Source organism: Luethyella okanaganae (assembly GCF_042660285.1).
Classification (GTDB): domain Bacteria; phylum Actinomycetota; class Actinomycetes; order Actinomycetales; family Microbacteriaceae; genus Luethyella; species Luethyella okanaganae.
This window is the reverse complement of record NZ_JBHSTP010000003.1, coordinates 352,519-379,054: the sequence shown is the minus strand read 5'-3', so window position 1 is coordinate 379,054 and position 26,536 is coordinate 352,519. Positions and strand designations below refer to the sequence as shown.

At 65.3% G+C, this 26,536-nt stretch carries 28 protein-coding genes, 1 tRNA gene and 1 pseudogene; 15 read left to right on the top strand and 15 right to left on the bottom strand.

Translation table 11 applies throughout. From position 1 onward, the window contains the following. Positions 1-228 precede the first annotated feature (228 nt). The gene (locus ACFQB0_RS13230; protein ID WP_386732455.1) at positions 229-630 is read left to right on the top strand and encodes an ATP-binding cassette domain-containing protein; all 402 of its coding nucleotides are present in this window, start codon (positions 229-231) and stop codon (positions 628-630) included. Further along, the gene (locus tag ACFQB0_RS13225; protein ID WP_386732452.1) at positions 620-772 is read left to right on the top strand and encodes a hypothetical protein; all 153 of its coding nucleotides are present in this window, start codon (positions 620-622) and stop codon (positions 770-772) included. The genes ACFQB0_RS13230 and ACFQB0_RS13225 overlap by 11 nt, the downstream gene beginning before the upstream one ends. A 76-nt stretch (positions 773-848) precedes the next feature. Here the strand turns inward: ACFQB0_RS13225 and ACFQB0_RS13220 are convergent, their stop codons facing one another. Further along, positions 849-1,484 carry a hypothetical protein gene (locus ACFQB0_RS13220; protein ID WP_386732449.1) on the bottom strand — a complete coding sequence of 212 codons (636 nt, stop codon included), beginning with the start codon at positions 1,482-1,484 and terminating at the stop codon, positions 849-851. Between the two features lie 72 nt (positions 1,485-1,556). Here ACFQB0_RS13220 and ACFQB0_RS13215 point away from each other — a divergent pair, with 72 nt between their 5' ends. From ACFQB0_RS13215 to ACFQB0_RS13200, 4 genes are all read left to right on the top strand, one after another. After that, complete coding sequence (locus ACFQB0_RS13215) at positions 1,557-1,907, top strand: GntR family transcriptional regulator (protein WP_386732447.1); 351 nt, start codon at positions 1,557-1,559, stop codon at positions 1,905-1,907. 1,071 nt (positions 1,908-2,978) lie between these two features. Continuing rightward, positions 2,979-3,857: an ABC transporter ATP-binding protein gene (locus tag ACFQB0_RS13210; protein WP_386732444.1), complete on the top strand. Its 879-nt coding sequence runs from the start codon at positions 2,979-2,981 to the stop codon at positions 3,855-3,857. Beyond that, a complete protein-coding gene (locus ACFQB0_RS13205) occupies positions 3,854-4,651 on the top strand; it encodes an ABC transporter permease (protein ID WP_386732442.1) in 798 nt (265 codons plus the stop codon). Before ACFQB0_RS13210 ends, ACFQB0_RS13205 begins: the two co-directional genes overlap by 4 nt. Positions 4,652-5,430: 779 nt before the next feature. Continuing rightward, positions 5,431-5,730 (top strand): hypothetical protein, encoded by a 300-nt coding sequence (locus ACFQB0_RS13200; RefSeq protein WP_386732439.1) that lies wholly within the window; start codon positions 5,431-5,433, stop codon positions 5,728-5,730. A 680-nt stretch (positions 5,731-6,410) separates the two neighbouring features. On the opposite strand, the gene ACFQB0_RS13195 is transcribed toward ACFQB0_RS13200, so the two are convergent. Both ACFQB0_RS13195 and ACFQB0_RS13190 read right to left on the bottom strand, forming a co-directional pair. Then, positions 6,411-6,641, bottom strand: a complete 231-nt coding sequence (locus ACFQB0_RS13195; RefSeq protein ID WP_386732437.1) for an RNA polymerase sigma factor — start codon at positions 6,639-6,641, stop codon at positions 6,411-6,413. Positions 6,642-6,697: 56 nt separating this feature from the next. Continuing rightward, positions 6,698-6,943 (bottom strand): PLDc N-terminal domain-containing protein, encoded by a 246-nt coding sequence (locus tag ACFQB0_RS13190; protein ID WP_386732435.1) that lies wholly within the window; start codon positions 6,941-6,943, stop codon positions 6,698-6,700. A 354-nt stretch (positions 6,944-7,297) separates the two neighbouring features. Here ACFQB0_RS13190 and ACFQB0_RS13185 point away from each other — a divergent pair, with 354 nt between their 5' ends. Next, on the top strand, positions 7,298-7,477 hold the full coding sequence (locus tag ACFQB0_RS13185) for a hypothetical protein (RefSeq protein ID WP_386732434.1): 180 nt from the start codon (positions 7,298-7,300) through the stop codon (positions 7,475-7,477). Between the two features lie 50 nt (positions 7,478-7,527). On the opposite strand, the gene ACFQB0_RS13180 is transcribed toward ACFQB0_RS13185, so the two are convergent. The 5 genes from ACFQB0_RS13180 to ACFQB0_RS13160 form a co-directional block, all read right to left on the bottom strand. Beyond that, a tRNA-Arg gene (locus ACFQB0_RS13180) sits at positions 7,528-7,599 on the bottom strand. Positions 7,600-7,741: 142 nt separating this feature from the next. Beyond that, positions 7,742-8,704 (bottom strand): CHAP domain-containing protein, encoded by a 963-nt coding sequence (locus tag ACFQB0_RS13175; protein WP_386732432.1) that lies wholly within the window; start codon positions 8,702-8,704, stop codon positions 7,742-7,744. Positions 8,705-9,035: 331 nt separating this feature from the next. Next, positions 9,036-9,533: an HNH endonuclease gene (locus ACFQB0_RS13170; RefSeq protein ID WP_386732430.1), complete on the bottom strand. Its 498-nt coding sequence runs from the start codon at positions 9,531-9,533 to the stop codon at positions 9,036-9,038. A gap of 352 nt (positions 9,534-9,885) precedes the next feature. Further along, entirely contained in the window at positions 9,886-10,668 is a 783-nt protein-coding gene (locus ACFQB0_RS13165; protein WP_386732427.1) for a C40 family peptidase, read from the bottom strand. 281 nt (positions 10,669-10,949) lie between these two features. Beyond that, positions 10,950-11,642 (bottom strand): metal-dependent transcriptional regulator, encoded by a 693-nt coding sequence (locus ACFQB0_RS13160; RefSeq protein WP_386732424.1) that lies wholly within the window; start codon positions 11,640-11,642, stop codon positions 10,950-10,952. A 77-nt stretch (positions 11,643-11,719) separates the two neighbouring features. On the opposite strand from ACFQB0_RS13160, the gene serC reads away from it, so the two are divergent. Both serC and ACFQB0_RS13150 read left to right on the top strand, forming a co-directional pair. Continuing rightward, the gene (gene serC, locus ACFQB0_RS13155) at positions 11,720-12,835 is read left to right on the top strand and encodes a phosphoserine transaminase (protein ID WP_386732423.1); all 1,116 of its coding nucleotides are present in this window, start codon (positions 11,720-11,722) and stop codon (positions 12,833-12,835) included. Between the two features lie 201 nt (positions 12,836-13,036). Next, positions 13,037-13,207, top strand: a pseudogene (locus tag ACFQB0_RS13150) (DUF2530 domain-containing protein); the annotation flags it as partial. Here the strand turns inward: ACFQB0_RS13150 and ACFQB0_RS13145 are convergent. Then, on the bottom strand, positions 13,133-14,074 hold the full coding sequence (locus ACFQB0_RS13145; protein ID WP_386732421.1) for a DUF3027 domain-containing protein: 942 nt from the start codon (positions 14,072-14,074) through the stop codon (positions 13,133-13,135). The pseudogene ACFQB0_RS13150 and the gene ACFQB0_RS13145 sit on opposite strands and share 75 nt — an antisense overlap. Continuing rightward, a complete protein-coding gene (locus ACFQB0_RS13140; RefSeq protein WP_386732419.1) occupies positions 14,067-14,447 on the bottom strand; it encodes a cold-shock protein in 381 nt (126 codons plus the stop codon). Before ACFQB0_RS13140 ends, ACFQB0_RS13145 begins: the two co-directional genes overlap by 8 nt. Before the next feature lie 99 nt (positions 14,448-14,546). Between ACFQB0_RS13140 and ACFQB0_RS13135 the strand changes: the two genes are divergently transcribed. Genes ACFQB0_RS13135 through ACFQB0_RS13125 form a run of 3 tightly spaced genes read left to right on the top strand, consistent with a single transcriptional unit; the run spans position 14,547 to position 18,435 of the window. Continuing rightward, complete coding sequence (locus ACFQB0_RS13135; protein ID WP_386732417.1) at positions 14,547-14,819, top strand: multidrug ABC transporter ATPase; 273 nt, start codon at positions 14,547-14,549, stop codon at positions 14,817-14,819. 9 nt (positions 14,820-14,828) lie between these two features. Continuing rightward, the gene (locus ACFQB0_RS13130) at positions 14,829-16,736 is read left to right on the top strand and encodes a helicase-associated domain-containing protein (RefSeq protein WP_386732415.1); all 1,908 of its coding nucleotides are present in this window, start codon (positions 14,829-14,831) and stop codon (positions 16,734-16,736) included. Positions 16,737-16,794: 58 nt separating this feature from the next. After that, complete coding sequence (locus tag ACFQB0_RS13125; protein WP_386732413.1) at positions 16,795-18,435, top strand: DNA repair helicase XPB; 1,641 nt, start codon at positions 16,795-16,797, stop codon at positions 18,433-18,435. A 141-nt stretch (positions 18,436-18,576) separates the two neighbouring features. Here the strand turns inward: ACFQB0_RS13125 and ACFQB0_RS13120 are convergent, their stop codons facing one another. Further along, the gene (locus ACFQB0_RS13120) at positions 18,577-19,812 is read right to left on the bottom strand and encodes an NAD(P)/FAD-dependent oxidoreductase (protein WP_386732411.1); all 1,236 of its coding nucleotides are present in this window, start codon (positions 19,810-19,812) and stop codon (positions 18,577-18,579) included. Further along, positions 19,809-19,994, bottom strand: coding sequence for a hypothetical protein (locus ACFQB0_RS13115; RefSeq protein ID WP_386732408.1), 186 nt, complete (start codon positions 19,992-19,994; stop codon positions 19,809-19,811). Before ACFQB0_RS13115 ends, ACFQB0_RS13120 begins: the two co-directional genes overlap by 4 nt. A 96-nt stretch (positions 19,995-20,090) precedes the next feature. On the opposite strand from ACFQB0_RS13115, the gene ACFQB0_RS13110 reads away from it, so the two are divergent. The 3 genes from ACFQB0_RS13110 to ACFQB0_RS13100 all read left to right on the top strand — a co-directional run bounded on the left by ACFQB0_RS13110 (position 20,091) and on the right by ACFQB0_RS13100 (position 23,064). Next, the gene (locus tag ACFQB0_RS13110) at positions 20,091-20,783 is read left to right on the top strand and encodes a response regulator transcription factor (protein ID WP_386732405.1); all 693 of its coding nucleotides are present in this window, start codon (positions 20,091-20,093) and stop codon (positions 20,781-20,783) included. 31 nt (positions 20,784-20,814) lie between these two features. Continuing rightward, positions 20,815-22,512, top strand: coding sequence for a sensor histidine kinase (locus ACFQB0_RS13105; protein WP_386732402.1), 1,698 nt, complete (start codon positions 20,815-20,817; stop codon positions 22,510-22,512). Positions 22,513-22,773: 261 nt separating this feature from the next. Continuing rightward, entirely contained in the window at positions 22,774-23,064 is a 291-nt protein-coding gene (locus ACFQB0_RS13100; protein ID WP_386732399.1) for a WXG100 family type VII secretion target, read from the top strand. A 180-nt stretch (positions 23,065-23,244) separates the two neighbouring features. Here the strand turns inward: ACFQB0_RS13100 and groL are convergent, their stop codons facing one another. From groL to ACFQB0_RS13085, 3 genes are all read right to left on the bottom strand, one after another. Further along, on the bottom strand, positions 23,245-24,864 hold the full coding sequence (groL, locus tag ACFQB0_RS13095) for a chaperonin GroEL (RefSeq protein ID WP_386732396.1): 1,620 nt from the start codon (positions 24,862-24,864) through the stop codon (positions 23,245-23,247). Positions 24,865-24,992: 128 nt separating this feature from the next. Next, complete coding sequence (locus tag ACFQB0_RS13090; protein WP_386732393.1) at positions 24,993-26,033, bottom strand: DUF3048 domain-containing protein; 1,041 nt, start codon at positions 26,031-26,033, stop codon at positions 24,993-24,995. An 88-nt stretch (positions 26,034-26,121) separates the two neighbouring features. Further along, positions 26,122-26,325, bottom strand: coding sequence for a cold-shock protein (locus ACFQB0_RS13085; RefSeq protein WP_386732391.1), 204 nt, complete (start codon positions 26,323-26,325; stop codon positions 26,122-26,124). Positions 26,326-26,536: the final 211 nt, after the last annotated feature.

Here is a 26,536-nt window from a genome sequence, read left to right as displayed (position 1 = left end):
CTGCGAGGGCGGAGACGGGGGGCCAGCATCGAAACCCAGGTCCATTGCCAGGTGCCCCGGATGCCGCCACCGGGATCAGACAGGGAGCTGCTGTCCTCGCGTGATCGGGTGGCCGGCTCCATACTCATCAACAGTAAGCCTGTGACATTTGTAACGGCTTCTTCGTGAGAGCTGCCCGGCCGACTCGTGGACGGTCGCACTACTGGCAGCGGTGCCCCGCCGCGGACGATGACCTCATGCCTACACAACACCCCCCCCGGCTCGACCGCGACGGCTGACAGTCCTGCCCTCGCCGCGGTGGGGCTGCGCTGCTCCTACGGTGGATTCGAGGCCGTCAAGGGCCTCGACCTGTCGATCGGGCAGGGCGAGTTCTTCGCGTTGCTGGGGACCAACGGTGCAGGTAAGACGACCACGATGGAGACGCTGGAAGGGCACCGACCGGCCACGGCCGGCACCGTCCGAGTGCTGGGTCTGGACCCCTGCCGTCAGAGGCGAGCCCTCCGGCCCCGCCTCGGCATGATGCTCCAGGAGTCCGGGTTCGCCGGGGAGCTCACCGTTCAGGAGACGGTGATGTTGTGGCTGCGGTTGTCCTCATCCGAGCAAGCGTCACCGGGGCGAGATGGTCTGTGACCTCCTTGTCGGCCCCCTTCTGGCCCGTGCGCTGCTGCCGCTGACCGCTCCCCTCGACGACCAGTTCGCTCGACAGACCGCGCAGGTCGCACTCGACTACCTCACGGCCGACTCGTCGGCAAAGCTCGCCCACGCACGGTAGATCGCGCTGCGCCTCGTGGCCAGGAGTGGGCGCGTCTTTCCGCTATCTCGCCGGCCACGGGCCGCTGTCGGTCCGATCAGGGCATCCCGCGAACGTCGTGCAGCCGATCGCTCGAAGTAAACTGCGGCCGGTGACGGCGTACCACCCAGAAGAGACCGGCAAGTGCAAGGAGCGCAAGACCAAAGGCAACCGTGGACAAGACCATCGCTAGAGGCCCATCAACCTCTGGCCCGACGATCGGCAGGGGATACACCTCGATGGCGCTAGCCCGGATCATCGCGTACCAGATCCACAACGCTGGGTAGGACAACGTCACCCAGATGGTTGAGAGGCGAGGTCGCCTGCTGGGGCCGAGGATAGTCCAGTCGACGATCATCCAGGCGGCCGCCAACGCAGCGAGAACTGTCTCGCCAAGGTTGACTGTCGGCCCACCTTCCAGCAACCCGATCACCACCGACGCCACGACCCAGCAAGTAGCAGAAAGGAAGAGAACGTCCAGCACGCGCGTTTCCCGCTGGGAGAGAGCGAGGAAGAGACCTGAGCTCAGAAGCACAATGGCCGCGATTGCGTAGGCACCAGTACTGAATGACATCGAAGCAGTCAGCAACGATTCGGCGAGACTCAGGCCGAGCGCGCAAAGGAGAAGGATCGCCGCGACAAGTCGCGACGCGCCGATCCACATCGCCACAACCTTGCTTCTTGGCTTGCTCACGACGGAAAGGCCTCTCCAAACCTTCACTGGGATTCTAGCTTCAACCACTAATGTTACAGTACCATGTGTAACATGCTGTTCCGGATCGATCATTCGCTTCCGCAGACCCTCTCGGCTCAGGTCGCCGACCAAGTGCGCACGGGCCTACTCGATGGAGACATTCTTCCTGGCGAGAGGCTCCCCCCGGCCCGGGATCTGTCGGTCGCTCTTGGCGTCACCATCCATACGGTGCTCCGGGCTTATGCGAAGCTTCGCGACGACCGGATCGTGGACATGCGGCAGGGTCGGGGGGCGTGGATTCGCGACGACTCGCCCATGGTCCACGCAGAGATCGCCGGCTTGGTGGAGAAGCTGCTCGATACCGCGCGACGAGCCGGTATCACGAGACAGGATCTCGCCCGCCTGGTGGAGCAGCGAGTATGAGTAGAGAGACCGACTCTCTTCGCTCGCCGCGCAACGTCGCAGCGGTTCTCTCGCTCTGGTTGCCGCTCCTCGCCGTAGTCGCGGTGTGGAGCATCTGGTCTCAGGAGCCCAACAGCCGTGTCGCGGTTCAAGTCAGCATCTCACATACCGTGAGCCTGCCGACTTCAGCAGCGGCTTCAGTGTTGGCAGTGCTGTCTGCCGCAGCCGCGATCTTCAATCCACTGGCATATAGAGAGCCTTCGCTTTCGACCTCGCTCCGATATTGCGCGTTCCTCGCTGGCGGCGCGATGGTCGGCTTCACAACTGCGGCTGCGATGACGCTACTAAACGCTTCTCGGTCGGATGAATCGGTAGGCCTCGACGCGCTAACGCCACTCCTTCTCGCGAGCGCGTACGGCATCGTTCCTCACCTCATCGCTAGTTCACCTCGGATTGCAGCCGACCAAGAGACCCCGCGCACCGCCACCATTCTCACCACCGAACCACAGGAGGCCGTCGCCTGGAGCAGCACTACAACCGCTCCACGCTTTGTCACGCTGGCGGTAGTCAGTGGGACTCTTACGTTCTTGGTGTGGCTACCATTTGCCGTGGCCGGCGCGGTGCCGGAACCCTGGGTGGGGTTCGCAGCTCTCGTTGTGGCCACATTGCTGGTGGCGACGCTCATCCGAATCAGGGTCTCCATCGATTGGCGCGGCCTCCGGGTCACTCTCCCATTCGCTCGGGTAGTGCTCCTACAGATACCGCCATCGCGCATCTCCACTATCCACCTATCGGAAAGCAAGGACGAGACTCGGAGGATGAGGGGATCTATCTTGCTTCCAGGAAGGCTGACCCTCACTCACGGCACCGGGCCCGCCCTCGTCGTAACGCGGACAGACGGTGCGAAAGTCAGCGTTTCAGTGCCGAACGCCCAACAGGCAGCCGCAGTCCTTACTCGGATGCGCGCCTCAAGCCGGAGGCCCTCACGAGATCGCGAGCCCGGAAGATAGTGACTCTGGATCGTGGCTCGACCCCACAGAGGATCGCTTCTTATCCTCGGCCGCCAACCACACTTGGAAGGTAGGAAGTTCTATGGACGCGCTCATCGAGGTTACACACGTGAGCAAGCACTACGGCCCCGTTCGCGCCTTGAGTGACGTCTCGCTGCACATGGGCCGCGGAGAGATCGTCGGGGTAATGGGCCCGAACGGCTCCGGCAAGTCCACCTTGATCTCGCTAGTCGTCGGTCTGGCGAGACCACAGAGCGGGTCCGTTCGTGTCCTCGGGAGAGATCCGCTGCATCACACGACTCGAGCGGAACTCGGAGTGTGCCTGCAGGACATTGATTTCCCCGCGACTCTAACCATCTTCGAGATTCTACGATTTGTCGCGGCACATTACGCCAGCCCGATTCCTACCGCACGGCTGCTTGACGAGTTCGGCCTCAACGATCTGCGCAAACGGACGCCGCAGAAGCTGTCTGGCGGCCAGCGACGACGACTCGCTGTGGCCTGCGCCTTCGCGGGGAACCCCGAGCTCGTGGTCCTTGACGAGCCAAGCGCTGGCTTGGATATCGAGCATCGCAGTCTTCTCTGGCAGGGCATCAACGCCTTCGCGGACGGTGGAGGCAGCATCCTTATCACGAGCCATGTGCCGGACGAAGTTCAACGGCTCTCCCGCAGAGTCGTACTTCTCTCCCAGGGCGAAGTCGTCGCCGATGGGCCTGCCGCCGAGGCCGTACGAGCAATCGGGTCTCATCGCGTTGCGTTCGCCGGCACATGGCCGGATGGAACATCGATTCCGGTCGAGAACAGAGCAACTCGGGATGGGCAGAACATCACGCTGACGAATCACGCGGACAGCCTCGTAGCGGACCTGGCACAAGCTGGAGTAGACCCGCGATCGATCACAGCCACACCGGCGGATCTCGAAGACGTCATCCTCATCCTTGCCGCGAGGTCAAGACAGTGAACGACTCCAACAGCGCAGGCTTTCAAGTTGGCCAAGCCGTAGCGCCCGTGCGGATGTCGCGCCTCCTCGGCGTGTACGTCCGCACCCAAGTCGTTGAACTTGTGCGCCTTCCGATCGCTATGGCCACTGCGATCGGCTTTCCGATCATTCTCTTCATCATCTTTGCTGCCGGAGGCAGCCCCTCTAACAACGTCGCGAACTGGGCGATGATTGTGGTCCTCGCGTCCGGCATATCCGCGGTCGCTCTATACCACCTAGGCGCCGGCATCGCAGAGGAGAGAGCGAATGCATGGGATCCATACCAACGAACGCTCGCCCGCCCTTACTGGCTTGTTCTACTATCACGAGTCTTAACGGCCTTCATCTTCATCGTCGCGGGCGCCCTTCCGGTAGTGGCGCTGGGCTATTGGATCACAGATGTCGACCTACCACTCGAGAGGTGGCCGGCTACGGCAGGCCTCCTTGCGCTAGGTGCGGTGATCATGTCGCTCCTTGGCGTTGCAATCGGCTATTCCTTCGGGGGCAAGTCAGCGATCGGTTTCGCCACCGTGCTGCTCTTCCCGATGCTCTGGCTTGGCGGGTTCTTCGGATCCTACGAAACCCTGCCCGAGTGGGCGAAAGTCGCAGCCGAGTTCGTCCCAACGCGGCACTGGTCAGCCGCATTGCTCGAGGCCGTAGGCGACGGAGTAACAACATGGCTTCACATCTGGATGCTCCTGGTATGGCTACTCGGCCTCGCTGGGCTGGCATTTGTCGCCGTCTGGCGGGATGCGACTCGATCGACCCGGTCCTGACACCCAGATAGATAGGAGGTGGGCATGGTCGAACTCACCGGCGTAAATGACGCCCCAATGTCCTCAGATGTATATCCAGTCTGGCTACCGATGACGCACATGCCCAGCTTCGAAAAATGGGGTACGTCCATCGAGTCCGCTTCCGGCGTGTACGTGCGCACCGAGGACGGTCGCACATTATTGTCGGCCACGGCCGGACTCTGGAGAGCACGTCGAACGCGGTGACCTCTAGATCGTCGAAGTCGGTTTCAGTGAGCTGGCCGCTAGAAGCATCCATTGACCACGCCTCCTAGGTGTGAGTCCAGGCTGGATGCCGAGCCTCCCGGTGCGGCGTTCACATCGGACGGAACGACGAGGTACCCAGCGTTTCTCGAATCGCAGTGGTGCGAGTTGCAGTTGTTCAGCGCGTCCTTAGCGACCGGAGAGCGACAGTCATCTTGTGCGAGGCCAGTCACCGATCCCAATGCCATATAATTACGCCACATTGCGTAATGTGTCAAGCATCGGCAACACATGCCGAATCGTCGTCTGCCCGCAACGTGCCGGGGTGGTCAGGTCAGCGGGTGTGATTTGTAGCGTTAGATGGCGGCGTTCTCGCATCGCTAAATGTCACCCTGGTTGCCCGCTGTCTAGCCGATCGGACGCCAAACGCTGCAACGCCGGAACGCTGTTCAACTGGTGAGCCGTACTGTGCTCAAACACCGCCTAAGGGGACCAGGCAACCGGGCGTCGCCGCGCAGATCTCGCTCACAGGCCAGGCCCGCTTGTAACCTATACGTATGCAGGTCATCGAAACTGTTCATGCCGAACCCCGCGAGGTGCTCGAACGGCCCTCGTACCGGGTAAACTTCTGGGAGAAGTCGGGACAGGCGTGGGCACTGGATGCTTACGCGTTATTCGATGTGCAGGACATCACTGAGGTTCTTCAGTGGATTGAGGGAAGGTCCTCTGGCCGTCAGTTTGAACTGTTTGTGGAGATGAACGATGAGGTCCCAGGGGCGTTTCAGGATCCGCGAACGAGCGGGCTCATTCATCTGATGGGAACCAACCCTAACGCGGGCAACATCTCGGTGTTTTAGCTAGGAGAAGGGGATAGGAGGTGGCCTCCTATCCCCTTCTCGGTAGTGCCTGCCGAAAGCGTCAGTCTGCTAGGTCCGAACGCACGAATGTGATCGTGGTGGATTCGCTCAACGAGCCTTCATCGGCTCCAGCAAGTCGGGCGTTTCCGCAAGCCACCGAAGTGGTCGGACCGTACTTGCTGTAGACGGGAGAGCCACTGAGCACGTAGCCAGGGGGCGGGGTGAGTTCTCCTTGGGCCCATCCTTGGAAATTGCCGGGGCCTTCTGAACAGTTAACGGCCCGGTTGTTCTGGAGGCGAGCGCTGCCGACATTCGTGACTGATCCGGCCCCCCACTGCGTATTGTTCGGGGACACTCGGATGAGGGAATAGTGCAGGGTGAGACTGCTTGCGGCTACGTCGGCCCTTGTCGTCGTAGCCGGTGACGCGGAGTACCGCGAGGGTGCCGCCGGCGGGTTCCGCGAGGCTCTTCGATGATGCATAGGTCCAAAACGGTCTGGTCAGCAAGGCTCAGACCGGCCATTGCTTGGTGCACCGCTACTGACCGCGATGCCTCGTCGAGTCGTTCCGCGACGTCCTCGGCGTGGTACGGCTGTTCCTGCGCTGTAGGCAAAGCAGCGAGTAGCGGTCGGTATCGACGGGTTGAACGCTCCTGGTTCAACGCCACATACGTGGTCACGGTTAACAGCCATGGGAGGATCGATCCTTCGACGATGCGAACTTTTTGCGGCTCCGCCATGCTTCAAGGAACACCGTCGCGACGATGTCTTCTGCATCCGCGACATAGCGGACGCGTGCATACGCCTTTCGGAACACGCGGGTTCGATAACGGTCGAACAGCGCTGCGAATGACGCCTCAGTACCTGAGATCGCCTCCAACCATAAGGCGACGTCCGACGAGTCATCCTGCACCCGCGCCTCCGTCCCTGACCCGGGAGCAAGACCAACACCGACACCCGAGCGGACGTTCAGCGCAAGTGGGTGGCGATCGCGTTCTCAACCTGCCTGGTCCGGTCGCCAAACGCGTACCATGCGACCACGCCGAGGAACGGGAAGATAATTAGAGCGGCGACCCACAACACCTTCGACCAGTACTGGATCGTGGTGGACCTGACGACCTGAACTGCGGCAATGACAATGAAGACAAGCCATGCGACGGCGGCAATTCCACCGAGGAGAATTAGCAACAACGGGAGTACGTCTGAGATATTCATTGTTCCTCCTTCGAGACTTCGACCGAGTCGCCGAAAGAGCGCGTCGCTCGTGAACGGCGATGCTGGCACAAAGAGTAGGCTTCTAAACAGCCCTCCAACGCACCGAATAGTCTGCTTCAAATTCAAAGGAACCATCCGCTTCCGCCTGGACATACCCCTATAGCGACCTCCTTCAGGAGGCGCACTATCAATCGCTTACGAAAGAGATTGTTGGAATGAAAATGACGGGAACAGATTTGACCAAGGAGTGCTTGCAGTCGCTGCAAGCACAGTCCTGTTTGTGATGGGGGCAGCAATACCTGCGCAGGCAGCGCCCTCGGATACACCGGATCGCAAGCTTGCTTCACGAACTACGTGGTCCCGCCGTGGGGCATCTCCAACGTCGCCAAGAGCGACTCCGGCTCAACAACCGCCCGTAATCTCTACTGCGGCTGGAACGTCAACCAGGCCGGAATCTTCACCTCTTCGTTCTCGATGACCGCCACCGTCCACACAAACGGCACAATTTCAGGAGCGGGAGCGACGGTCGGCTAAACCGGGGTGACGGGGTAGCAGCGGTTCACGGCGCGCAGGCTTCCTTCGAGTGCCCCTGGAGGGACTCGAACCCCCAACCCTTTCCTTAGGACGGAACTGCTCTTCCATTGAGCTACAGAGGCTGACGTTCGATTCTAACGGGAGACGCGCCGGGCCAGGAGACCGGCGAGGAGGCGCAACGACCGACGATACGGGGCGCGAGCGTGAAGACACAACACGGCAAGCAGGAAGACACAGCGTGAAAGATGCGCCCGCCTCAGTGGCCTACAGCGGCGGATACAGGTAGAGCGGAACCTCGCCGCTCGGCACCGTGCGGCGATGATAGGCGTGGTCGTTGCCCCAGTTGTATTCCTCGAGTGTGACGGTGCCGTCGCCGTTCACGGCCTGCACGTAGGCGACATGGTTGCCGGTGAACCAGGCGACCGCGCCGGGCACCGGGTCGTGGCTCGTGGCCCATCCGTGGTTCTGCCAGGCGTTCGCCCAGTTGTAGGCGCTGCCGCCGCTGGGTGTGAGGTTGCTCCACTTCCACCTCCACGGGCTGCCGGTCGAGCCGGCATCGCGGTTGAGGCGCCAGGCGACGAAGTCGACGCATTCGCGGTAGTAGTAGCCGAGCGGGGAGAGTCCGCCGCCCTGGTTGTCGGTGAGCTCCCATGGCCAGGGGTAGTCGTCGCCCTCTTGGCGCACGCCGGGCGTGCTGTATGAGCCGCTGGACGCGGTGCGCGAGCCGGCGGCCTGAGCGGTCGCGATACGCTCGGCCTCGGTGGTCAGACGGCGGATCTCGTCGGCCGACACGGCCGAGTAGCCGTCGCGCGACACCGAGACCTGAGCCGAGAGGCTCGACACGTCGACGCTCTGCGCGCTCGCCTGCACCTGGTCGCGCAGATCGGAGGTTTCGAACTGCGGCTCGCCCGTTCCCGGCGTGAAGGCGTACGCTGGGAGCGCCGCGGTGAGGAACAGGCCCGGCACGACGAGCAGCGTCACGGCCAGGCTCAACGGGCTGCGTCTGGCGCTGCTCCTCGCCGAAGCCGATTCGGTCGGCGGGGCGGTGGATACCGCGGCCGGCAGAGTGCGCCGCGGTGTCGATGGCGCGGGGACGGACAGAACGGAGGCCGGGGGTGCGACGGGCACAGCCGGTTCGGCACAGTCGGGTGCCCCGGTCACGCCGGCTCCCGGAGCGGAGGCAGCGGCCTTTGGCCCAGCGGTCACAGCGGCGGCATCTGGAGCCATCTCGACAGGAGAGACAGACGAAGAAGCCAACCCCGCGAGCGCACGTTGTTCGCGCAGAGAGCGACGCGTGGGGAGAGCGGCTCGACTGGCCGGCGCGAAGGCACCATTGGCGTCCGGATGTGACTTACTCTCGAGTCCGGCCGATCCGGGTTCTGTCACTGCATGTCCTCCGTGGTGGCGCATGGGCGCCCCGCGTTCAATCCTGCTCGAGAGCTAGGTGCCGATATGAAGTGGCGACTCGCGACCGCCGGTTTCGGGACTCGCCCCACACTACGGGAGATCACGACGATTGTCACGAAATGGTCACGAACTTTCAGGGGCAGGTTTAGGGTTACGCTGCCGGAGCGAGAAAGGCGTGCCACTGCGGCTGCGGTCGCTCCGCGCCACGCACGAGCCAGCCGCCGTCCTGCGGCATCCCGGGAGTGATCCGCAGCCGCCAGCCCATTTCGGCCGGCGTGTGGTCGCCCTTGACGTTGTTGCACCGCAGGCAGCAGGCGACGAGATTGTCCCAGGTGTCGTGACCCCCGCGAGAACGCGGCAGCACATGGTCGATCGTGGTCGCCGACTTGTCGCAGTACGCGCACCTATGGTCGTCGCGGCGCAGCACCCCGCGCCTGCTCACGGGCATGGCTCGAACGTGCGGCAGACGGACGTAGCGGCTGAGGAGGATCACCGAGGGTCTGTCCCAGACTCCCGACGAGCTCCACACCGGATGCCCGGTGTCACTCTGCACGATCGTCGCCTTGTCGTTCATAACCAGAACAAGGGCCCGTTTGAACGAGACGACGGTGAGCGGCTCGTAGCCGGCGTTCAGAACCAGTGTGCGCATGGTCTCCCTTTCGAAGCAGGCTGGACGGCTTCCAGCCATTCGAACTACCCTGCCGACCGAGGCCGCGGGAGAGAGCGGGCAAACAAAAAGGACACTGTCAGAAAGACAGCGCCCCCCTGGCCACAGGGTGGCTCAGGCACGTTTGACTGCTATGCCGCAGGAAGAAGAGACAGCGGTCATCCGTGGTGTGGATGTTGCGTGACTCGACCATTGGCTCTCCCGAGAACTCTCGATACGTCAGGGCTACAGGCTAAACCACAATCGGCACGTCATATGACCATGGCGCGCCGATCGCGCATGCCGCTGCAGAGTGTTCATCGCGGATTCACGAAGTCCGCATCCTGGCAAGGGCTCAGATGCCGAGGCGGACGATGTAGTAGTTGCTCGTCCAGATCGGCTGCACCCGGACGGACGCTCCTTCGTAGGGCGCGTGCAGGATGTTGCCATTGCCCGCATAGAAACCGTCGTGCCCGTCCATGATCACGAGATCGCCTGGCCGGGCGTCGGCCTCGGAGATGCGCGTTCCCGCGGCACCCTGTCCGGAGGAGGAATGGGGCAGTCCAATGCCGAACTGGGCGTAGACGTACATGATGAAGCCGGAGCAGTCGAAGCCGGCCGGGGTCGCCCCGCCGTAGACGTAGGGCACGCCCTGATACTGCAATGCCACTTTGTAGACCGAGGCGAGGTCGTAGTTCGGATACGCAGGGCTGGAGAGGAGGTCGCCGACAGAGGGACCAGAGTATGCGGCGGCGTATGCGGCCATCTGCGAGGCGACCTCGACGCGACGTGCGTCGGCCTCCGCCTGGCGCAACTCGGCCTCGCTCGTGGCAGTGTACCCGTCGCGGGCGACGGTGATGGTCGTCGCCTGCTCGTCGACCATCACGTGCTGCGCCTGCGCGGCTTTCATCTCGGTGGCGGCCGTCGCGCCGAACCGGGTTCCGTTCGAGCCCGGCGCGAAGGCGTATGCCGGAAGCGCGACAGTGGCCACCATGCCGGTGGCGAGAGCCATGACCACGACATTGCCGAGGGCACCGCGCCGACGGCTCGTGTGGCCGGGCGTAGGGGTCACAGGCCGATCGATGGGTTCGCCCGGAGCCTTCGCGATGGTGATGCTTTTCGAATCGTCGTTCCTCACGGAACGCTTGGGGCCTAAACGCTTGGGACCTAATAGAGCCAAAGTCACCTCCGGCGCCCCTGCAACACTAGGTAGCTGCCCCGTCCAATGCGCATACGCGTATTGTTGTTCGAACCAAGAGACGGGTCTGGGGGACGTCCTGATTCGAGTCCGTCGACCGGCTTCTGGTCAGTGGGACTCGTACGAGGATACGGGAGGTTCATCCCGATGTCACATCGAGAACACCGATTTCTCACGAATCGGTAACGGCGAATCGGTCGAGTCCCGCAGGATCCCGGGGCTCAGGAGGCGACGAAAATATGCCCGGCGACCTCATTGGGTAGTTCCAAACCCTCGCCGAATCCGTCCACCTGCACGAGAACGTAGGAGCCGGCGGCGGAGAAGACGCCCTCGGCACCGGGCATGACCCCGGACTGCTTGAGCTGGGCCAGCAGTTCTGGGTCGAACTGCACCGGCTCACCGAGACGGCGGATCGACGCGGTCACCGGCTCGGCGTTCCGCGCGACGAGGTCGACGATGTTGACCACACCCGTCATGAACGGATCGGCCGGTATCTCACCGAGCTCTTCAAGGCCCGGGATCGGGTTGCCGTACGGGGACTCCTTGGGGTGGTCGAGAAGCTCGAGCAGTCTGCGCTCGACCTGCTCGCTCATCACATGCTCCCAGCGGCATGCTTCGTCGTGCACGTACTCCCACTCGAGACCGATGACGTCGGCGAGCAGACGTTCCGCAAGCCGATGCTTGCGCATGACATGCACGGCCTTGCTGCGGCCGGCCGCCGTGAGCTCGAGATGGCGGTCGCCGGAGACGACGACAAGGCCGTCGCGTTCCATGCGCGCTACGGTCTGCGACACCGTCGGTCCGGAGTGACCGAGCCGTTCCGAGATGCGCGCACGCAGAGGAACGATGTTCTCCTCCTCGAGATCGAGGATGGTGCGGAGGTACATCTCCGTGGTGTCGATGAGATCCGTCATTCACGCCTCCCCATGTGTCAGTCGCGCCGGTGCATAACAAGCCTACCTGCCTGTGGCGGCACAATTAGACTCAAGGTATGCCGCAGCTCTCCATTCCCTCATCACTCCTGCCCGCCGACGGACGTTTCGGATGCGGCCCGTCCAAAGTGCGGAATGAGCAGCTCGGCCATCTCACCGGGCCGGGAGCCGCCATCCTCGGGACCTCGCATCGCCAAGCTCCAGTCAAAGACCTCGTCGGCCGGATTCGCGCGGGACTCGGCGAACTGTTCCGCGCTCCGGATGGATACGAGATCGTGCTCGGCAACGGTGGTTCGACGGCGTTCTGGGATGCGGCATCCTTCGCCCTCATCGCGCGCCGCAGCCAGAACCTGACATTCGGCGAGTTCGGCCAGAAGTTCGCCGCGGCGGCCGGCGCTCCGTGGCTTCAGGCCCCCGACGTGCGTAGCAGCCCGGCAGGATCACGCAGCGAGACCGAGGCCGTCGCGGGCATCGATGTCTACGCCTGGCCGCACAACGAGACCTCCACCGGGGTCGCCGCGCCTGTGCGTCGCGTGCACGGGGACGACGGCGCGCTCACGGTGATCGATGCGACGAGCGCCGCCGGCGGGATCGACTTTGACGCGGGCGAGACCGACGTTTACTACTTCGCGCCGCAGAAGAACTTCGCCTCGGATGGTGGGCTCTGGCTCGCGCTCTTCTCTCCCGCCGCGCTCGAACGCGTCGAGCGGATCGCGGCGAGCGAGCGTTACATCCCCGAGTTCCTGAGCCTCAAGAACGCCGTAGACAACTCGCGGCTGAACCAGACCCTCAACACGCCGGCCCTCTCGACCCTGCTGCTGCTGGAGAACCAGCTCGACTGGATCAACGACAACGGCGGGCTCTCCTGGGCGGCCGCCCGCACGGCGGAGTCGTCGGGTGTGCTCTACGACTGGGCAGAGCGCGTCGACTATGCAACCCCCTTCGTGGCCGACCCCGAGCACCGCTCGCCGGTCGTCGTGACGATCGACTTCGACGACAGGGTCGATGCGGCGGCGGTTGCCAAGGCCCTGCGCGCCAACGGGATCGTCGACACAGAGCCGTACCGCAAGCTCGGCCGCAATCAGTTGCGCATCGCGACCTTCGCCGCGATCGAGCCGGACGACGTGCGCTCGCTCGTCTCGTCGATCGAGTTCGTCGTCGACAACCTGGGCTGAGCGGCACCTCGCCGACCGAGCACGCTGCAGCTACGCGCACCCTATCCGCCGGCTGAGCGCTCTATCTCCGCCGCCGAGCATTCTGCTCCGCCGTTCTCCGTCGGCTGCGCCCGCGAAGCCTCCTGGGCCGACACTGGGGCAACGGGTCCAGTGCAGACCATGACTTGACGGGGCGGCGTCCGGCGCAACACACTGGCTGCGATGCGTATCTGGTTGAAAGACAGCGAACGCCGTCCCGATCCGCTGCCTGCGAGGGCCGACGGACGCAAGGCCGTGCTCGCAGGCACGGGACTCTGGTCAGTGGCCTTCGTCGTGCTTCTGATCTTCGGCGCCGAACTCGATGCCGCCGGATTCGGCTGGTGGCCCTGGTGCAGCGCCATCGGCGTCGGGCTCGGGCTCGCCGGCCTGCTCGTCGTGCAAGTTCGCCGCCGCTAGCGCGGCATCGTCGTCCTGCTCGTCGAAGTCGTGGTCCTGCTCGTCGAAGTCGTGGTCCTGCTCGTCCTCGTCCTGCTGGTCGTCATCCGCGTCGTCGTCAGGCTCGTCGTCAGGCTCGTCATCATCAGGCTCGTCATCATCGTGCTCGCCGAGCCGGTCGATGTCGACGCCGTCGATATCGTCGTCCTCGACGTCGTGAAGATCATCATCATCATCATCGTCGTCGTCGTCGATGTCGTCGTCGGACTCGCCCGGACCGACGTCGCCGACCGCCGCGACCAGGGCCTCGGCTTCGATCAGCTCCTGAGCGGAGCGATAGTCCGCGAGACGCTCCGACCACGGCACCCATTCTGGTGCCAGCAGGGCGTGGTCGCCCGGCATGAGTTCGGCCTCCAGAACCGACGGTGCCGCCTCGTCATCGATGCGCGAGAGGCTGACCGTCCAGTGCCAGCCCGGATACCCGGCCAGCGCGCACTCGAAGAGCAACGACAGAACATGCTCCCCCTCGACGACGTGACCGACCGGGCGGCCGATGGTCTCGGCCGGCGTGACCTCGAGCAGAGCGGCTCGCGCCAGATCGACCGCGGCGAGCAGCACCTCGTCGGCGACCGGCACAGGACGCTCCGCCCACTCGGCGGCGGCATCCAGCGGAGCGGGCTCGGTCCCATCGGCGCCCTCCTCACGACCGCTGCCGTCTCCGCTTCCCGACCCGTCGGAGCCCGCGGCGACGGGGCCGGTCCCGGTCGTCGGCTCCGCGACCGGGACCTCGCCGGCGAACTCGTCCGTGCTGTCGATCTCAGGCATCCAGCTCGTCAGCAACCTTGCGCAGCATCGCGGCGATCTTGCGACTGTGAGAGTTCTCGGGGTAGCGACCGCGTTTGAGGTTGGCGCCGATGCCATCGAGGAGCTTCACGAGATCCTCGATGATGATCGCCATATCGTCGGCGGGCTTGCGGGTGAGCTTCACGAGGCTCGGAGGAGCGTCGAGCACTCGCACCGAGAGCGCCTGAGCGCCGCGCTTGCCGTCCGCGATGCCGAACTCCAGGCGGGTGCCGGCCTTGACCGACGCGCCGGCCGGCAGGGCCGACGCGTGCAGGAAGACCTCCTGGCCGTCATCAGAGCTGATGAAGCCGAAACCCTTCTCGTCGTCGTAGAATTTGACCTTGCCGGTAGGCATGTTGAACCTCACTGATTGTTACGCGGGCACGCCGAATCGCGGCGTCGTCCGGTCCTAGCTTATTCGTTCGAACGCCGCCCTGCCCGTATCCTTGAGATTGTGACCTCGAAGACTCCCGACCCCGGCAATCGCACCGAGCGCGTGCTCGCCTATATGGTGGCCGGAGTCGTCGGGTTGTCGATCGTCGCATTCATCGCCATCATCGCCGCCACCGCGAGCGGCATGCAGCAAGCGGACTTCGGCCAGGGACTATGGCCGTTGGTCACCGTCTTCCCCCTCATCGGACTTCCCGTCGGATTCCTCCTCATCATCGTGCTGATGATCCTCTCGGGCATCCGGCGCGGCCGCGAAGCCCGACAGGCCAAGCAGTAGCGGGTAGGGATGCTCTCCCTCGCTGCACGACTCCGCTCGCTGGGCGATACCGAACTCGCGGCGGCGCTCGAGTCGCGTGAGTTCGCGAGCACGGGCATCCATGACTACTTCGATCTCGCCGAGGCACTGCTCGCCCCCGAGTCGATCCAGCACGCACTCGCCAACCTCGACCGCACACGTCTGGCGGTGCTCGCCGTTGCCGGCGAACTTGCGGCAAAAGGGGAGGACGAGCCCGGTCGGACGGATGCCACGAGCCCGGCACTGCTCACCAAGCATGCCCCGACTGCAGAGGCGATCGCGACCCGTCTCTCCGAGCTCGGGCAGGAGTCGGTCACAGCCGAGATCGTGCTCGCACGCTCCGCGCGCTTGCACGGCCTCCTGCTCGCAACTCTCGATGGTCACACCCTGATGCCGTTCGCGGCCGTGTCGGAACGCCTGTGCGCGTGGCCGAGGGAAGGACTTCCGGGCGTTGCCGAGCTGGCGGCGCCTCATCCGCCCGTCGCCGTCGATGCGCCTGTCGATGCGGATACCCGCATCGTCGATCGACTCGCAGCCGAACGTGCCTTCGCCTCCGTCTCAGCGACAGCGGAACTCGTCGCCTCCGTCTCAGCCGAGCCCGCGCGCGAGCTCAGCCGCGGAGGACTCTCGCTACCGGACTCCAAGCGTCTCGCCCTGGCCATGGGGGTCTCACTGGACGATGTTCCGGCCCACCTCGGGATCGCCGTGCGAGCGGAACTCGTCGCGCGGGACTCCGGGCACTGGCTCGCCACCGATGCCGGCGAGGAATGGCTGCATGGCAGCACGAGCGCCCGCTGGGCGGTGCTCGCGCGCGCCTGGCACGCGGAGCTGCCCGCCGACGTGCGCGACGTCCTCGCCGCTCGGGCGCACCGGCCGTGGGGCTCCGCGCTGCTCGGCTACGTCGCCTGGATCTACCCGGCCGCCGGCACACGCATGGACGAGCGCATCGCTGAGCGCACGCGCGATGCCGAACTGCTCGGCATCACCGCGGGGGGCACTCCCGGAGCCGCCGGTGCGCTGCTGCTCGCAGGACGCGCAGACGACGCCGAGAACGCCGTGGCATCGCTGCTGCCTCCCGAGGTCGAGAACGTCTATCTGCAGCACGACCTCACCATCGTCGCTCCTGGCCCGCTGACCCCAGCCCTCGACGCCCGGTTGCGCGGCATGGCCGAGGTCGAGGGTCGAGAGCTCGCCTCGAGCTACCGGGTCACGGCCGCATCCGTGAACCGAGCCCTGGCCACCGGAGAGACCGCAGAGACCATACTCGAGTTTCTCGCCGGCATCTCGCTCACGGGCGTTCCGCAACCGCTCGACTATCTCGTGACCGAGTCGGCCGCACGATACGGACGACTGCGAGTCAGCGCCGTGCACGGTGAGGATTCCATGCACAGCGCTGTTCGTTCCGACGACGCCGAGCTGCTCGGCACGGTCGCGGTCGACCAGCTGCTCGCCTCTCTCGGGCTGCTGCGCTCCGGTCCGCACCGGCTGCTCAGCAGATTCACGGCAGACGTCGTCTTCTGGGCGCTGAGCGACGCCCGGTATCCGGTGGCCGCCGAGGACGCCGAGGGCGAGATCATCCGTTTACGGCGACGACATGCGACCCAGAGCAGCCCCGCCGCCGCCGGCGACCCGGTGTCAGAGCTCATCGCCCGACTACGCATGTCGAACGCCGATACCACCGAGACCGGACAGGCCTGGCTGGCACGGCAGCTGGATATCGCGATCAGGGCCAAGCAAGCCCTCACCGTGAGCGTGCGACTTCCCGGCGGCGTCGTCTCCGACTACCTGCTCGAACCGACGAGCGTCGCGAACGGACGCCTGCGGGCGCGGGACCGAACCTCGGACATCGAGCGCACTCTTCCGCTGTCCAGCATCGTGACGATCGCGCCATCGCCATAGCAGCCCCTGCATCGCAACGACTCCGGTCGTTCACCGAGCACCACTAGACTTGACGGTTATGTCCGATGGCCCGCTGATCGTCCAGAGTGACCGCACCGTGCTGCTCGAGGTGGCGCATCCGCTTGCCGACGACGCGCGGCACGACCTCGCCGTGTTCGCCGAACTCGAACGCGCCCCCGAGCACATCCACACCTACCGCATCACCCGGCTCGGCCTGTGGAACGCTCGCGCCGCCGGGCACGACGCAACCGCCATGCTCGACACTCTCGAGAAGTACTCGAAGTTCCCGGTGCCGCAGACGGTCTCGATCGACATCGCCGAGACCGTCAGCCGCTACGGGCGCCTCGTGATCGAGCGCAACACGAACGGCGAGCTCGTGCTGCGGTCGCTCGACCAGGCCGTGCTCACCGAGATCGCAAACGCCAAGCGCATCGCGCCGCTGCTCATCGGGCATCCGTCGCCCGACTCGTTCCTCGTCGAACCGTGGGCGCGCGGCACGCTCAAGCAGGAGCTCGTCAAGCTCGGCTGGCCGGCCGAGGACCTTGCGGGCTATACCCCCGGAACGCCGCATCCGATCGAACTGGACGAGGCGGGCTGGCACCTGCGCGACTACCAGAGGAAGGCAGTCGCCAACTTCTTCGACGGTGGCTCCGGCGTCGTCGTGCTGCCCTGCGGCGCAGGCAAGACCCTGGTCGGAGCCGGCGCGATGGCCACGGCGAAGACCAATACGCTCATCCTCGTCACGAACACGGTCTCCGCCAGGCAGTGGCGCGACGAACTACTCAAGCGCACCTCGCTCACCGCCGAGGAGATCGGCGAGTACTCGGGCCAGGTCAAGGAGGTTAAGCCGGTCACGATCGCGACCTACCAGATCCTCACCGCCAAGCGAAGGGGCGAGTACGCCCACCTCGCATTGCTCGACGCGATGGACTGGGGCCTCGTGATCTACGACGAGGTGCACCTGCTGCCGGCCCCGGTCTTCAAGCTCACCGCCGAGCTCCAGGCGCGCCGTCGTCTCGGCCTCACCGCCACGCTCGTGCGCGAGGATGGTCGCGAGGGCGACGTGTTCTCGCTCATCGGCCCCAAACGATTCGATGCGCCGTGGAAGGAGATCGAGGCCCAGGGCTTCATCTCCCCCGCCGCATGCTACGAGGTGCGCATCGACCTGCCGCAGACGGAACGGCTTTCGTACGCGGCGGCGGCCGACGACGAGCGTTACCGGCTCGCCGCGACCGCGTCCGCGAAACTCGACGTCGTGAAACAGCTCGTGCACCGGCACCGGGGCGAGCGCATCCTCGTCATCGGCCAGTACCTCGATCAGATCGACGAGCTCGCGGATGCCCTCGGCGCGCCCAAGCTCACCGGATCGACTCCGGTCGACGAGCGGGAGCGGCTGTACCAGGCCTTCCGCGAAGGCAGAGAACAGGTGCTCGTCGTCTCGAAGGTGGCGAACTTCTCCGTGGACCTGCCCGAGGCGACCGTAGCGGTCCAGGTCTCGGGCTCGTTCGGCTCCCGGCAGGAGGAGGCTCAGCGTCTCGGCCGTCTGTTGCGCCCGAAGGAGTCAGGTCTCGCCGCCAACTTCTACACACTCGTGGCACGCGACACGGTGGACCAGGACTTCGCACAGAACCGGCAGCGATTCCTCGCGGAGCAGGGATACAGCTACACGATCCTCGACGCGCACAACCTTGCCGCCTAAGCCGTCTCGGTCGAGTCGCCGCTCCGGACCCCGCGGGCATCATCGCCACGAGCCGACCCGAGTGCACCACGCCGTCTGACGCCGCCCCTGCCTCTTCTGCATGGTGCTGACTCAGCCGCCTCGAGAAGCAGCCATCGGTGTTCACCCTTCGGCAAGCGACTCCAAGGAAACCGAGGGGTCCGTCAATCGGGCCGGATCGTGCCGAGCCCCGGCACGGATGATCGGCTCAAAGAAATGGTTCACGTCGCCGGCGTTGACGTTCGCGCCGGCGACGACCCGGCCATTCCGCGTCCAGAACGCGATGAAGCTGCCGGATGCAGGATCGCCACGGTAGCTCACCGCGGCATCCCGGGCGAGGTCAGAGTACCCCGCATACTCCATGCTGAGCCCGAACTGATCGCTGTAGAAGTACGGCACCCGTTCGTAGCGTGCCGTGCCGCCGAGCATCGCCCGCGCGGCGACCGGGGCGCTTCGCAAGGCGTTGGCCCAGTGCTCGACCCGCAGATGCCGTCCGAGAACGGGATGGAACGCGTTCGCGACATCCCCACAGGCGAAGATCGCCTCGTCGCTCGAGCGCAACGACGCGTCGACGAGAATCCCATCGTTCACGGCCAGCCCGGCCGCCTCGGCGAGCTCGACATTCGGAACCGCCCCGACCCCGACGACGACGACGTCGGCTGGCACGATCTCTCCGTCGGGGAGCTCGACCCCGGTCACGACGCCGTCCGCTCCGATCGGCCGACGCACCGTCGTCCGCATGCGCAGCTCGACGCCGTGCGCGCGGTGCTCGGCGGCGAAGACCTCGCCGAGCTCGTTGCCGATCGCCGTGGCGAGGGGCACCACTTCCCGGCCGAGCACCGTCACACGGTTGCCGTAGCTCGCGGCCGCGGCGGCGACCTCGAGCCCGATCCATCCCGACCCGACGACCACGACCCTTCTGCCACCACCCGCGAAGTCCGTCCGCAAACGGTCGGAATCCTGCACCGTGCGCAGATACCGGATGCCGTCGAGCTCGCTCCACGCACCCGGAAGCTCCCTCGCCGACGCCCCCGTCGCGAGCAGGAGGCGCTCGTAGCGCAGCTCAGAGCCGTCGTCCAGCGTCACGGAGCGGTCCCTAGGCCGCAACCCGACGGCGAGTCTGCCGAGGCTCAACTCGATGTCCCGCTCGGCGTACCACTCGGCCGGATGCACATAGATGGTCGTACGCTCGTCCGCCCCGGTGAGCACGGCCTTGGAGAGGGGCGGCCGGATGTAGGGCAGCTCCGCCTCACCGCAGACGATCGTGATTCGACCGCCGAAGCCGGCTTTGCGCAAGGTCTCCGCCGCTTTCGCCCCGGCGAGCCCTCCACCGACGATGACGAATCTCTCGGCATTCATGACGCCTCCTCCCTCGTCAGGCTACTCTCACGGCTCGGGCTCGGGAATCCCGGGACGGCGAGACGCCCGAACGCGACTTCGCCCTGCTCTGCGGTATCGCCGAGGGTACGAGGATGCGAGCACACGATCGTGAGCGACCCCGATGCCGGATGCCGCGTGCGCGCCTTGCCAGGAGCTGACACGATGGCGCCATCCTCGCCCGCCACCACGCGGCCTGGAGCGAGCAGCATCCACGTGGTAATCAGGAAACTTCCAGCCAACGCGCAGATACTGTTTCCATGACCGATGGACCTCGAATTCTGATCGTCGACGACGAGCCCAACATCCGGGACCTCCTCACCACAAGCCTCCGCTTCGCCGGCTTCGCCGTGCGCGCGGTCGGCAATGGAGCACAGGCGATCTCCGCCGTGCTCGAGGAGGAACCCGACCTCATCATCCTCGACGTCATGCTGCCCGACATGAACGGCTTCGGCGTGACCAAGCGCCTCCGCTCGGCCGGCTACACGGCCCCTATCCTGTTCCTCACCGCCAAGGACGATACCGAAGACAAGATCACCGGACTCACCGTCGGCGGCGACGACTATGTGACCAAGCCGTTCAGCCTCGACGAGATCGTCGCCCGCATCAAAGCCATCCTGCGCCGTACGATGCACGCCGACGAAGACGCCGTCATCCGAGCCGGCGAACTCACGATGGACCAGGACACCCACGAGGTGCTCGTCGGCGACGAGCCCATTGAGCTCTCCCCCACCGAGTTCAAGCTCCTGCGCTACCTGATGCTCAACCCGAACCGCGTGCTGAGCAAGGCGCAGATCCTCGACCATGTCTGGGAGTACGACTTCAACGGCGACGCCGGCATCGTCGAGAGCTACATCTCGTACCTGCGCCGCAAACTCGACCAGCACTCGAGCGAGCCGCTCATCCAGACCAAGCGCGGCTTCGGCTACATGCTCAAGGCATCCAAGGTCTAATCACAGACTGCGCTCCTAAACTGAACGTCTCATGCATCAAACGTTGACCGAGCACTGGAATCGCATCTCGCTCCGTACGAAGATCACCGGCGTCACAGTGCTCATGCTGACTCTCGGGCTGCTCGTCTCCGGCATCGGCACCATGACCATGCTGCAGGCGTATGTTCTGATGCAGATGGATGCCCGGTTGCAGACCGTCGCACAATCGCAGTCCACCCTCGAACAGCTCGTGCCGATGACCTGCAGCCCACCGCGCAGCACCGGCAACGAGGTCCCGTCGGACTACTTCGTCGCCGTCTACAACGCACAAGGCAACTTCTGCAACCGCAACTGGGGTTCGGTGCCGATCGACCATCTGCCCCAGCTCGAGTTTGCGCCGGATCTGACGAGCGCCAATGCGCTCAACGGCGCGGTGCTCAGCCGTCACGACCAGGCGACGGGCAGCGAGTTCCACGTCGTGCTCGTTCCCGTGTCTCTGGAGCACGGCATCGAGCTCGGAACGGCGCTCGTCGCCGTCAACCTGAGCGAGACCAAGAAGACCCTCACGACCTACCTGAGCATCTTCCTCGGTTTCGGCGTCGCCGTCGTCATCCTGGGCGCGCTCATCACCCGGATGCTCGTGACGTCGACCTTCGGCCCGCTGCGCAAAGTCGAGCACATGGCGGCGGCCATCGCCGACGGCGACTTCAGCCAGCGACTCGGAGGGGCGACCCCCAACACCGAGGTCGGCCGCCTGAACCGATCGCTCAATACCATGCTCAACCGCATCGATCGCGCCTTCAGGGACCGCGCTCGCACGATCGACCAGATGCGCCGCTTCGTCGGCGACGCGAGTCATGAACTGCGCACTCCCCTGGTGTCCGTCCGCGGCTACGCCGAGCTCTATCGCATGGGCGCCCTGCAGACGCCCGATGAGGTCGCGCAGGCGATGGGCCGCATCGAGAAAGAGGCGATCCGCATGGGTGGCCTCGTCGAGGACCTGCTCGAGCTCGCTCGCCTCGATGAGACCAAGCCGCTGGCGCTCACACCCGTCGACCTCGTTCCTCTCGCCCGGGACGCGGCACTGGACGCCATGGCTTCCTCGCCCGGCCGCGTCGTGACCGTCATTACGACGGCGCCGACGGCACCGACAGCGCCCGTCGATACCGGGGAGGTCGAGCCGCTCACCACGGTTCCGAACCCCGTTGAGCGCATCGGGCCGGGGGCGACCGCCACCGGCCCCATCACCTTCGCCGGGACGATCGCCCGGCTGCGCAGTCGTCGCCCCAAGCGCACGGATGCCGTGGTCCCGGAATCCACGACCGTCACGACGCAACATCGGGATGCCGCCCCGGCTGTCGTCCTCGCTGAGGAGAACAAGATCCGCCAAGTGCTCACGAACCTGCTCGGCAACGCTATGCGCTTCACGTCCGATGACAGCCCGATCGAGATCGGCGTCTCGGTCGACCGGAACGCCGATCGCGCGTCGATCGAGGTCATCGACCACGGTGAAGGCATCCCCCCGCAGATCCGCGAGAAGATCTTCCAGCGCTTCTGGCGCGCCGACACCTCCCGCACCCGTGAGACGGGCGGAAGCGGCCTCGGCCTCGCCATCGTGTCGTCGATCGTCGCCGCGCACAATGGCACCGTCGACGTGGTGGAGACACCCGGCGGCGGAGCGACGTTCCGCGTGAACCTGCCACTCGCCTACTCGGCAAGCGCCCCACAGTCGGTGATCGCCGCCGAGTAACCCCGACATCCGTCCCGGCCGCGGGGCCGGGCACGCCGGGCGCACGGCCGGGTTCGCCGGTTTGCCCGGCGTGCCCGGCCCGCGGTCCGCCTCCGTGTCCGTCGATTTCGGGCTCAGGCGGTCTCGCCCGACGTACCGGCCCGCAGCGCTCTCACCCTGCACAGTGAGCAGACAGCTCGGGTTCTCCCCACCCGGGAGGTCTCTCACACGATGCCCGCGGCGCCCGCGCTAGCCTCCTCGCAACACGAGCGAGGAGACGACATGACGCGTTACACGGTCGACAGCGACGAGGTGCTCACTACGACGACAGCCGTGCACGGATGCATCGACAGGATCCGCGCGGAGACGAGCGGACTCACCTCGCTCGTCGCGAACCTGCAGGGGAGCTGGACGGGGCAGGCCGCATCGGCGTTCCAGGCCGCGGCGAGCGAGTGGCGTGCCGTCCAGCAGCAGCTCGAGGAGAGTCTCTGCGCGCTCAACCGGTCGCTCGGGGCGGCCGGCCAGCACTATGCGGATATCGAGCAGGCGAACGCGAACCTGTTCGCGCGCTGACCCCTGTAGATCGAGCCACGGAGCACACCCGCGAGAGCCGGGCCAGTCCCGTCCACCCGTGTGAATGGATGTCAGCGCCGGGCCGCACGTGAACGGGTGGACATCCTAAGCCGATGAAACGACGCTGGGCGCCTCCAGAAGGAGACGCCCAGCGCGTGAATGGAGTCGAGCGACGGGGACTCAGAAGTCCATGCCACCGGTCGGGTCGCCGACCGGTGCCGGGTTCCTCTCCGGCTTGTCGGCGACGACGGCCTCAGTGGTGAGGAACAGGCCTGCGATCGACGCGGCGTTGAGCAGCGCGGAACGGGTGACCTTCACCGGGTCGTGGATGCCGGCGGCGAACATGTCGACATACTCGCCAGTCGCGGCGTTGAGGCCATGGCCAACGGGGAGGTTACGCACCTTTTCGACGATGACGCCCGGCTCAAGGCCAGCGTTGAGGGCGATCTGCTTGAGCGGCGCGTCGATTGCCACGCGCACGATGTTCGCACCCGTCGCCTCGTCGCCGCTCAGGTTCAGCTTCTCGAATGCGGTCTTGCCGGCCTGGATCAGGGCGACGCCACCACCGGCGACGATGCCCTCTTCGATCGCGGCCTTCGCATTGCGAACGGCGTCCTCGATGCGGTGCTTGCGCTCCTTGAGCTCGACCTCGGTCGCGGCACCGGCCTTGATCACCGCAACACCGCCGGCCAGTTTGGCCAGGCGCTCCTCCAGCTTCTCACGGTCGTAGGAGCTCTCGGTGGCGAGCTTCTCGGTTTTGATCTGGGCGATCCGGCCGCTGAGGAGCTCGGGGTGGCCGCCGCCGTCGATGATCGTGGTCTCGTCCTTGGTGATGACAACCTTGCGGGCCTTGCCGAGCTGCTTGAGCGTCGCGTTCTCGAGATTGAGGCCGAGCTCCTCCGAGACGACCTCACCGCCGGTGAGGATGGCGATGTCCAGCAGCTGGGCCTTGCGACGGTCGCCGAAGCCGGGGGCCTTGACGGCGACCGACTTGAAGATACCGCGGATCTTGTTCACGATGAGCGTCGCGAGGGCTTCGCCGTCGACGTCCTCGGCGATGATGAGGAGCTGCTTGCCGGTCTGGATGACCTTGTCGACGATCGGCAGCAGGTCTTTGATGCTGGAGACCTTGCCGTTGACGATCAGGATGTAGGGGTCTTCGAAGACGACTTCCTGGCGCTCGGGGTCGGTGACGAAGTACGCCGACAGGAAGCCCTTGTCGAAGCGCATGCCCTCGGTCAGCTCGAGCTCGGTGCCGAAGGTGTTCGACTCCTCGACGGTAACGACACCCTCCTTGCCGACCTTGTCGATGGCCTCTGCGATCAAGGCGCCGATGGCCTCGTCGGCAGCGGAGATCGACGCGGTCGCGGCGATCACCTCCTTGGTCTTGACCTCTTTCGCGTTGGCGATGAGCTCGGCCTCGACGGCCTCGACGGCCTTCTCGATGCCGCGCTTGAGACTGATCGGGTCGGCACCGGCGGCGACGTTGCGAAGTCCTTCGCGCACGAGCGCCTGAGCGAGAACGACCGAGGTGGTGGTTCCGTCACCCGCGACGTCGTCGGTCTTCTTGGCGACCTCTTTGACGAGCTCGGCACCGATCTTCTCGTAAGGGTCGTCGAGCTCGATCTCCTTGGCGATGGACACACCATCGTTGGTGATCGTGGGGGCGCCCCACTTCTTCTCCAGCACGACGTTGCGGCCACGCGGGCCAAGGGTCACCTTGACGGCGTCGGCCAGCTGGTTGAGGCCACGCTCGAGGCCACGGCGGGCCTCCTCGTTGAAAGCAATGATCTTTGCCATGTGTGATTCTCGTCCCTTCCCGGACGTTCAAAGATTCGATGGTTAGCACTCAAAACAGGCGAGTGCTAAGTCGATTCTGGCACTCGGATGCCGAGAGTGCAAGCGGGCCCGACCAGTCTCCAGGCGAGCTAAGGGGTGATCTCGACGGAACCCTGGTCATCGGGCACGAGCTCGATCCAGGTGTTGCCTGGGGCGAGACGCATGGTCACGCCGTTGTCGTCGACGACGCGGATCACTCCGCCCGCGGCGTCCTTCGACCAGGTGCCATGCGAGGTCTTGCCGCCGGTCGACACCCAGGCCTCGCCGCCACCGACCATGACCGTCTTGGGAACCTCGCCGTACGACCAGTCGATTCCCACCCGGAGGGTCAGGACGTTCGTGGCGCGCAGCTGGGTTCCTGCATCGTCGAGGTCCGGCTGGCCCTCCTGCGAGCGCAGCCACTGCTGCCCGGCGGAGTCCCAGCTCCAGCCCGGCCAGCGCGCATCGGAGAAGCGCAGCTGAACTGAGGAGGTGGGAGCGCCGTCGAGCGCGGGCGTCGCCGATGCTGCAACCGACGAATAGGCGAACTGCTGGCCAGGACTCGGGAGGTCGAGGTGGCGCCCGACGAGCTCAGCCGCCTTGACGATGACGTCGTGCGGCGAATCGTGCACATCGTCCCTGTAGAACAGCCCCGTGTCGTCGTAGTCGAACACCGCGTTGAACACGGGCGTGGCCATCATCATCTCGACGAACTGCTCCTGCCCGCCGGAATAGGCGACAATGCCGCCGAACGGGGTGATGATGTCCGGATCCATCGGCCGGATGGAGCGCACCGGGCCGACCTCGTCGGGGAGCTCGGAGTGCCAGATGGCGACGTAGCGCGTGATTCCGCCCTCGACGAGCTCTTCGAACACGAGATCGGTGCGTTCGAGCCCGAGTTGCGGGCGTGCCTCCTCGTGGTTGTCGACCTTCGCGGCCAGGGAGGGCCGGGTGAGACTGCCGGCCGGGATCGTCGTGCCACGCAGAGGTGCGAGCTCCGTCGGCGCGGGGGGCCGGTAGCCCGACGCGTATCCGGACCCGTCGCCCGTCGCCCCCGGCGTCGGGCTCTCGGCCGCGCATCCGCTCACCACCGCCAACAGAATGGCGGCGACACCGCCTATCTCCAGCACTCGCAGACGCCGTACCGTCATTCCCACTGCTCCGCCACGCTGCAAAGACTAACGCCGCCCAACGATTCGAACGGCATTAGCGCAGGCGCGGCCTGCACATTGACGCCGATCAGGCGAGTCGAACCGACTCCGCCTGAGGGCCCTTGTTGCCGGTACCGACCTCGAAGACGACCTGCTGCCCCTCTTCGAGGACCTTGTAGCCGTTCATGTCGATAGCGGAGTAGTGAACGAAGACGTCCTGTCCCCCACTCTCGACGGTGATGAAGCCATAGCCCTTTTCAGCGTTGAACCACTTCACGGTTCCATTCGCCATGTTGTTACTCCCCGTTGCGATGTTTCTCTCAGCACGTGCCCAAATGCCTGTACCGGGCCTGCCGCAGTGACTGCGCCCATCGTGCTGACACAGCCGAAACCCGAGGTTCCGCTGGACGACAAAATGATCGACCAGCACCAGATACTAATGGAGCCATGCGAGACGGCAAGGGTTAATTCGCGTCGAAAAGTCGCAGATTGACAACAATTCA

Excerpts from the sequence above, each read along its gene's own strand:
- ACFQB0_RS13190 (WP_386732435.1), bottom strand. The coding sequence starts at position 6,943 with ATGAATATCTCAGACGTACTCCCGTTGTTGCTAATTCTCCTCGGTGGA.
- ACFQB0_RS13140 (WP_386732419.1), bottom strand. The coding sequence starts at position 14,447 with ATGCCTACCGGCAAGGTCAAATTCTACGACGACGAGAAGGGTTTCGGC.
- ACFQB0_RS13090 (WP_386732393.1), bottom strand. The coding sequence starts at position 26,033 with ATGACGGTACGGCGTCTGCGAGTGCTGGAGATAGGCGGTGTCGCCGCC.
- ACFQB0_RS13145 (WP_386732421.1), bottom strand. The coding sequence starts at position 14,074 with ATGCCTGAGATCGACAGCACGGACGAGTTCGCCGGCGAGGTCCCGGTC.
- ACFQB0_RS13100 (WP_386732399.1), top strand. The coding sequence starts at position 22,774 with ATGACGCGTTACACGGTCGACAGCGACGAGGTGCTCACTACGACGACA.
- ACFQB0_RS13200 (WP_386732439.1), top strand. The coding sequence starts at position 5,431 with ATGCAGGTCATCGAAACTGTTCATGCCGAACCCCGCGAGGTGCTCGAA.
- ACFQB0_RS13125 (WP_386732413.1), top strand. The coding sequence starts at position 16,795 with ATGTCCGATGGCCCGCTGATCGTCCAGAGTGACCGCACCGTGCTGCTC.
- ACFQB0_RS13110 (WP_386732405.1), top strand. The coding sequence starts at position 20,091 with ATGACCGATGGACCTCGAATTCTGATCGTCGACGACGAGCCCAACATC.
- ACFQB0_RS13160 (WP_386732424.1), bottom strand. The coding sequence starts at position 11,642 with ATGACGGATCTCATCGACACCACGGAGATGTACCTCCGCACCATCCTC.
- ACFQB0_RS13215 (WP_386732447.1), top strand. The coding sequence starts at position 1,557 with ATGCTGTTCCGGATCGATCATTCGCTTCCGCAGACCCTCTCGGCTCAG.
- ACFQB0_RS13085 (WP_386732391.1), bottom strand. The coding sequence starts at position 26,325 with ATGGCGAATGGAACCGTGAAGTGGTTCAACGCTGAAAAGGGCTATGGC.
- ACFQB0_RS13225 (WP_386732452.1), top strand. The coding sequence starts at position 620 with ATGGTCTGTGACCTCCTTGTCGGCCCCCTTCTGGCCCGTGCGCTGCTG.
- ACFQB0_RS13120 (WP_386732411.1), bottom strand. The coding sequence starts at position 19,812 with ATGAATGCCGAGAGATTCGTCATCGTCGGTGGAGGGCTCGCCGGGGCG.
- ACFQB0_RS13175 (WP_386732432.1), bottom strand. The coding sequence starts at position 8,704 with ATGGCTCCAGATGCCGCCGCTGTGACCGCTGGGCCAAAGGCCGCTGCC.
- ACFQB0_RS13210 (WP_386732444.1), top strand. The coding sequence starts at position 2,979 with ATGGACGCGCTCATCGAGGTTACACACGTGAGCAAGCACTACGGCCCC.
- ACFQB0_RS13230 (WP_386732455.1), top strand. The coding sequence starts at position 229 with ATGACCTCATGCCTACACAACACCCCCCCCGGCTCGACCGCGACGGCT.
- ACFQB0_RS13105 (WP_386732402.1), top strand. The coding sequence starts at position 20,815 with ATGCATCAAACGTTGACCGAGCACTGGAATCGCATCTCGCTCCGTACG.
- groL (WP_386732396.1), bottom strand. The coding sequence starts at position 24,864 with ATGGCAAAGATCATTGCTTTCAACGAGGAGGCCCGCCGTGGCCTCGAG.
- ACFQB0_RS13130 (WP_386732415.1), top strand. The coding sequence starts at position 14,829 with ATGCTCTCCCTCGCTGCACGACTCCGCTCGCTGGGCGATACCGAACTC.
- serC (WP_386732423.1), top strand. The coding sequence starts at position 11,720 with ATGCCGCAGCTCTCCATTCCCTCATCACTCCTGCCCGCCGACGGACGT.
- ACFQB0_RS13170 (WP_386732430.1), bottom strand. The coding sequence starts at position 9,533 with ATGCGCACACTGGTTCTGAACGCCGGCTACGAGCCGCTCACCGTCGTC.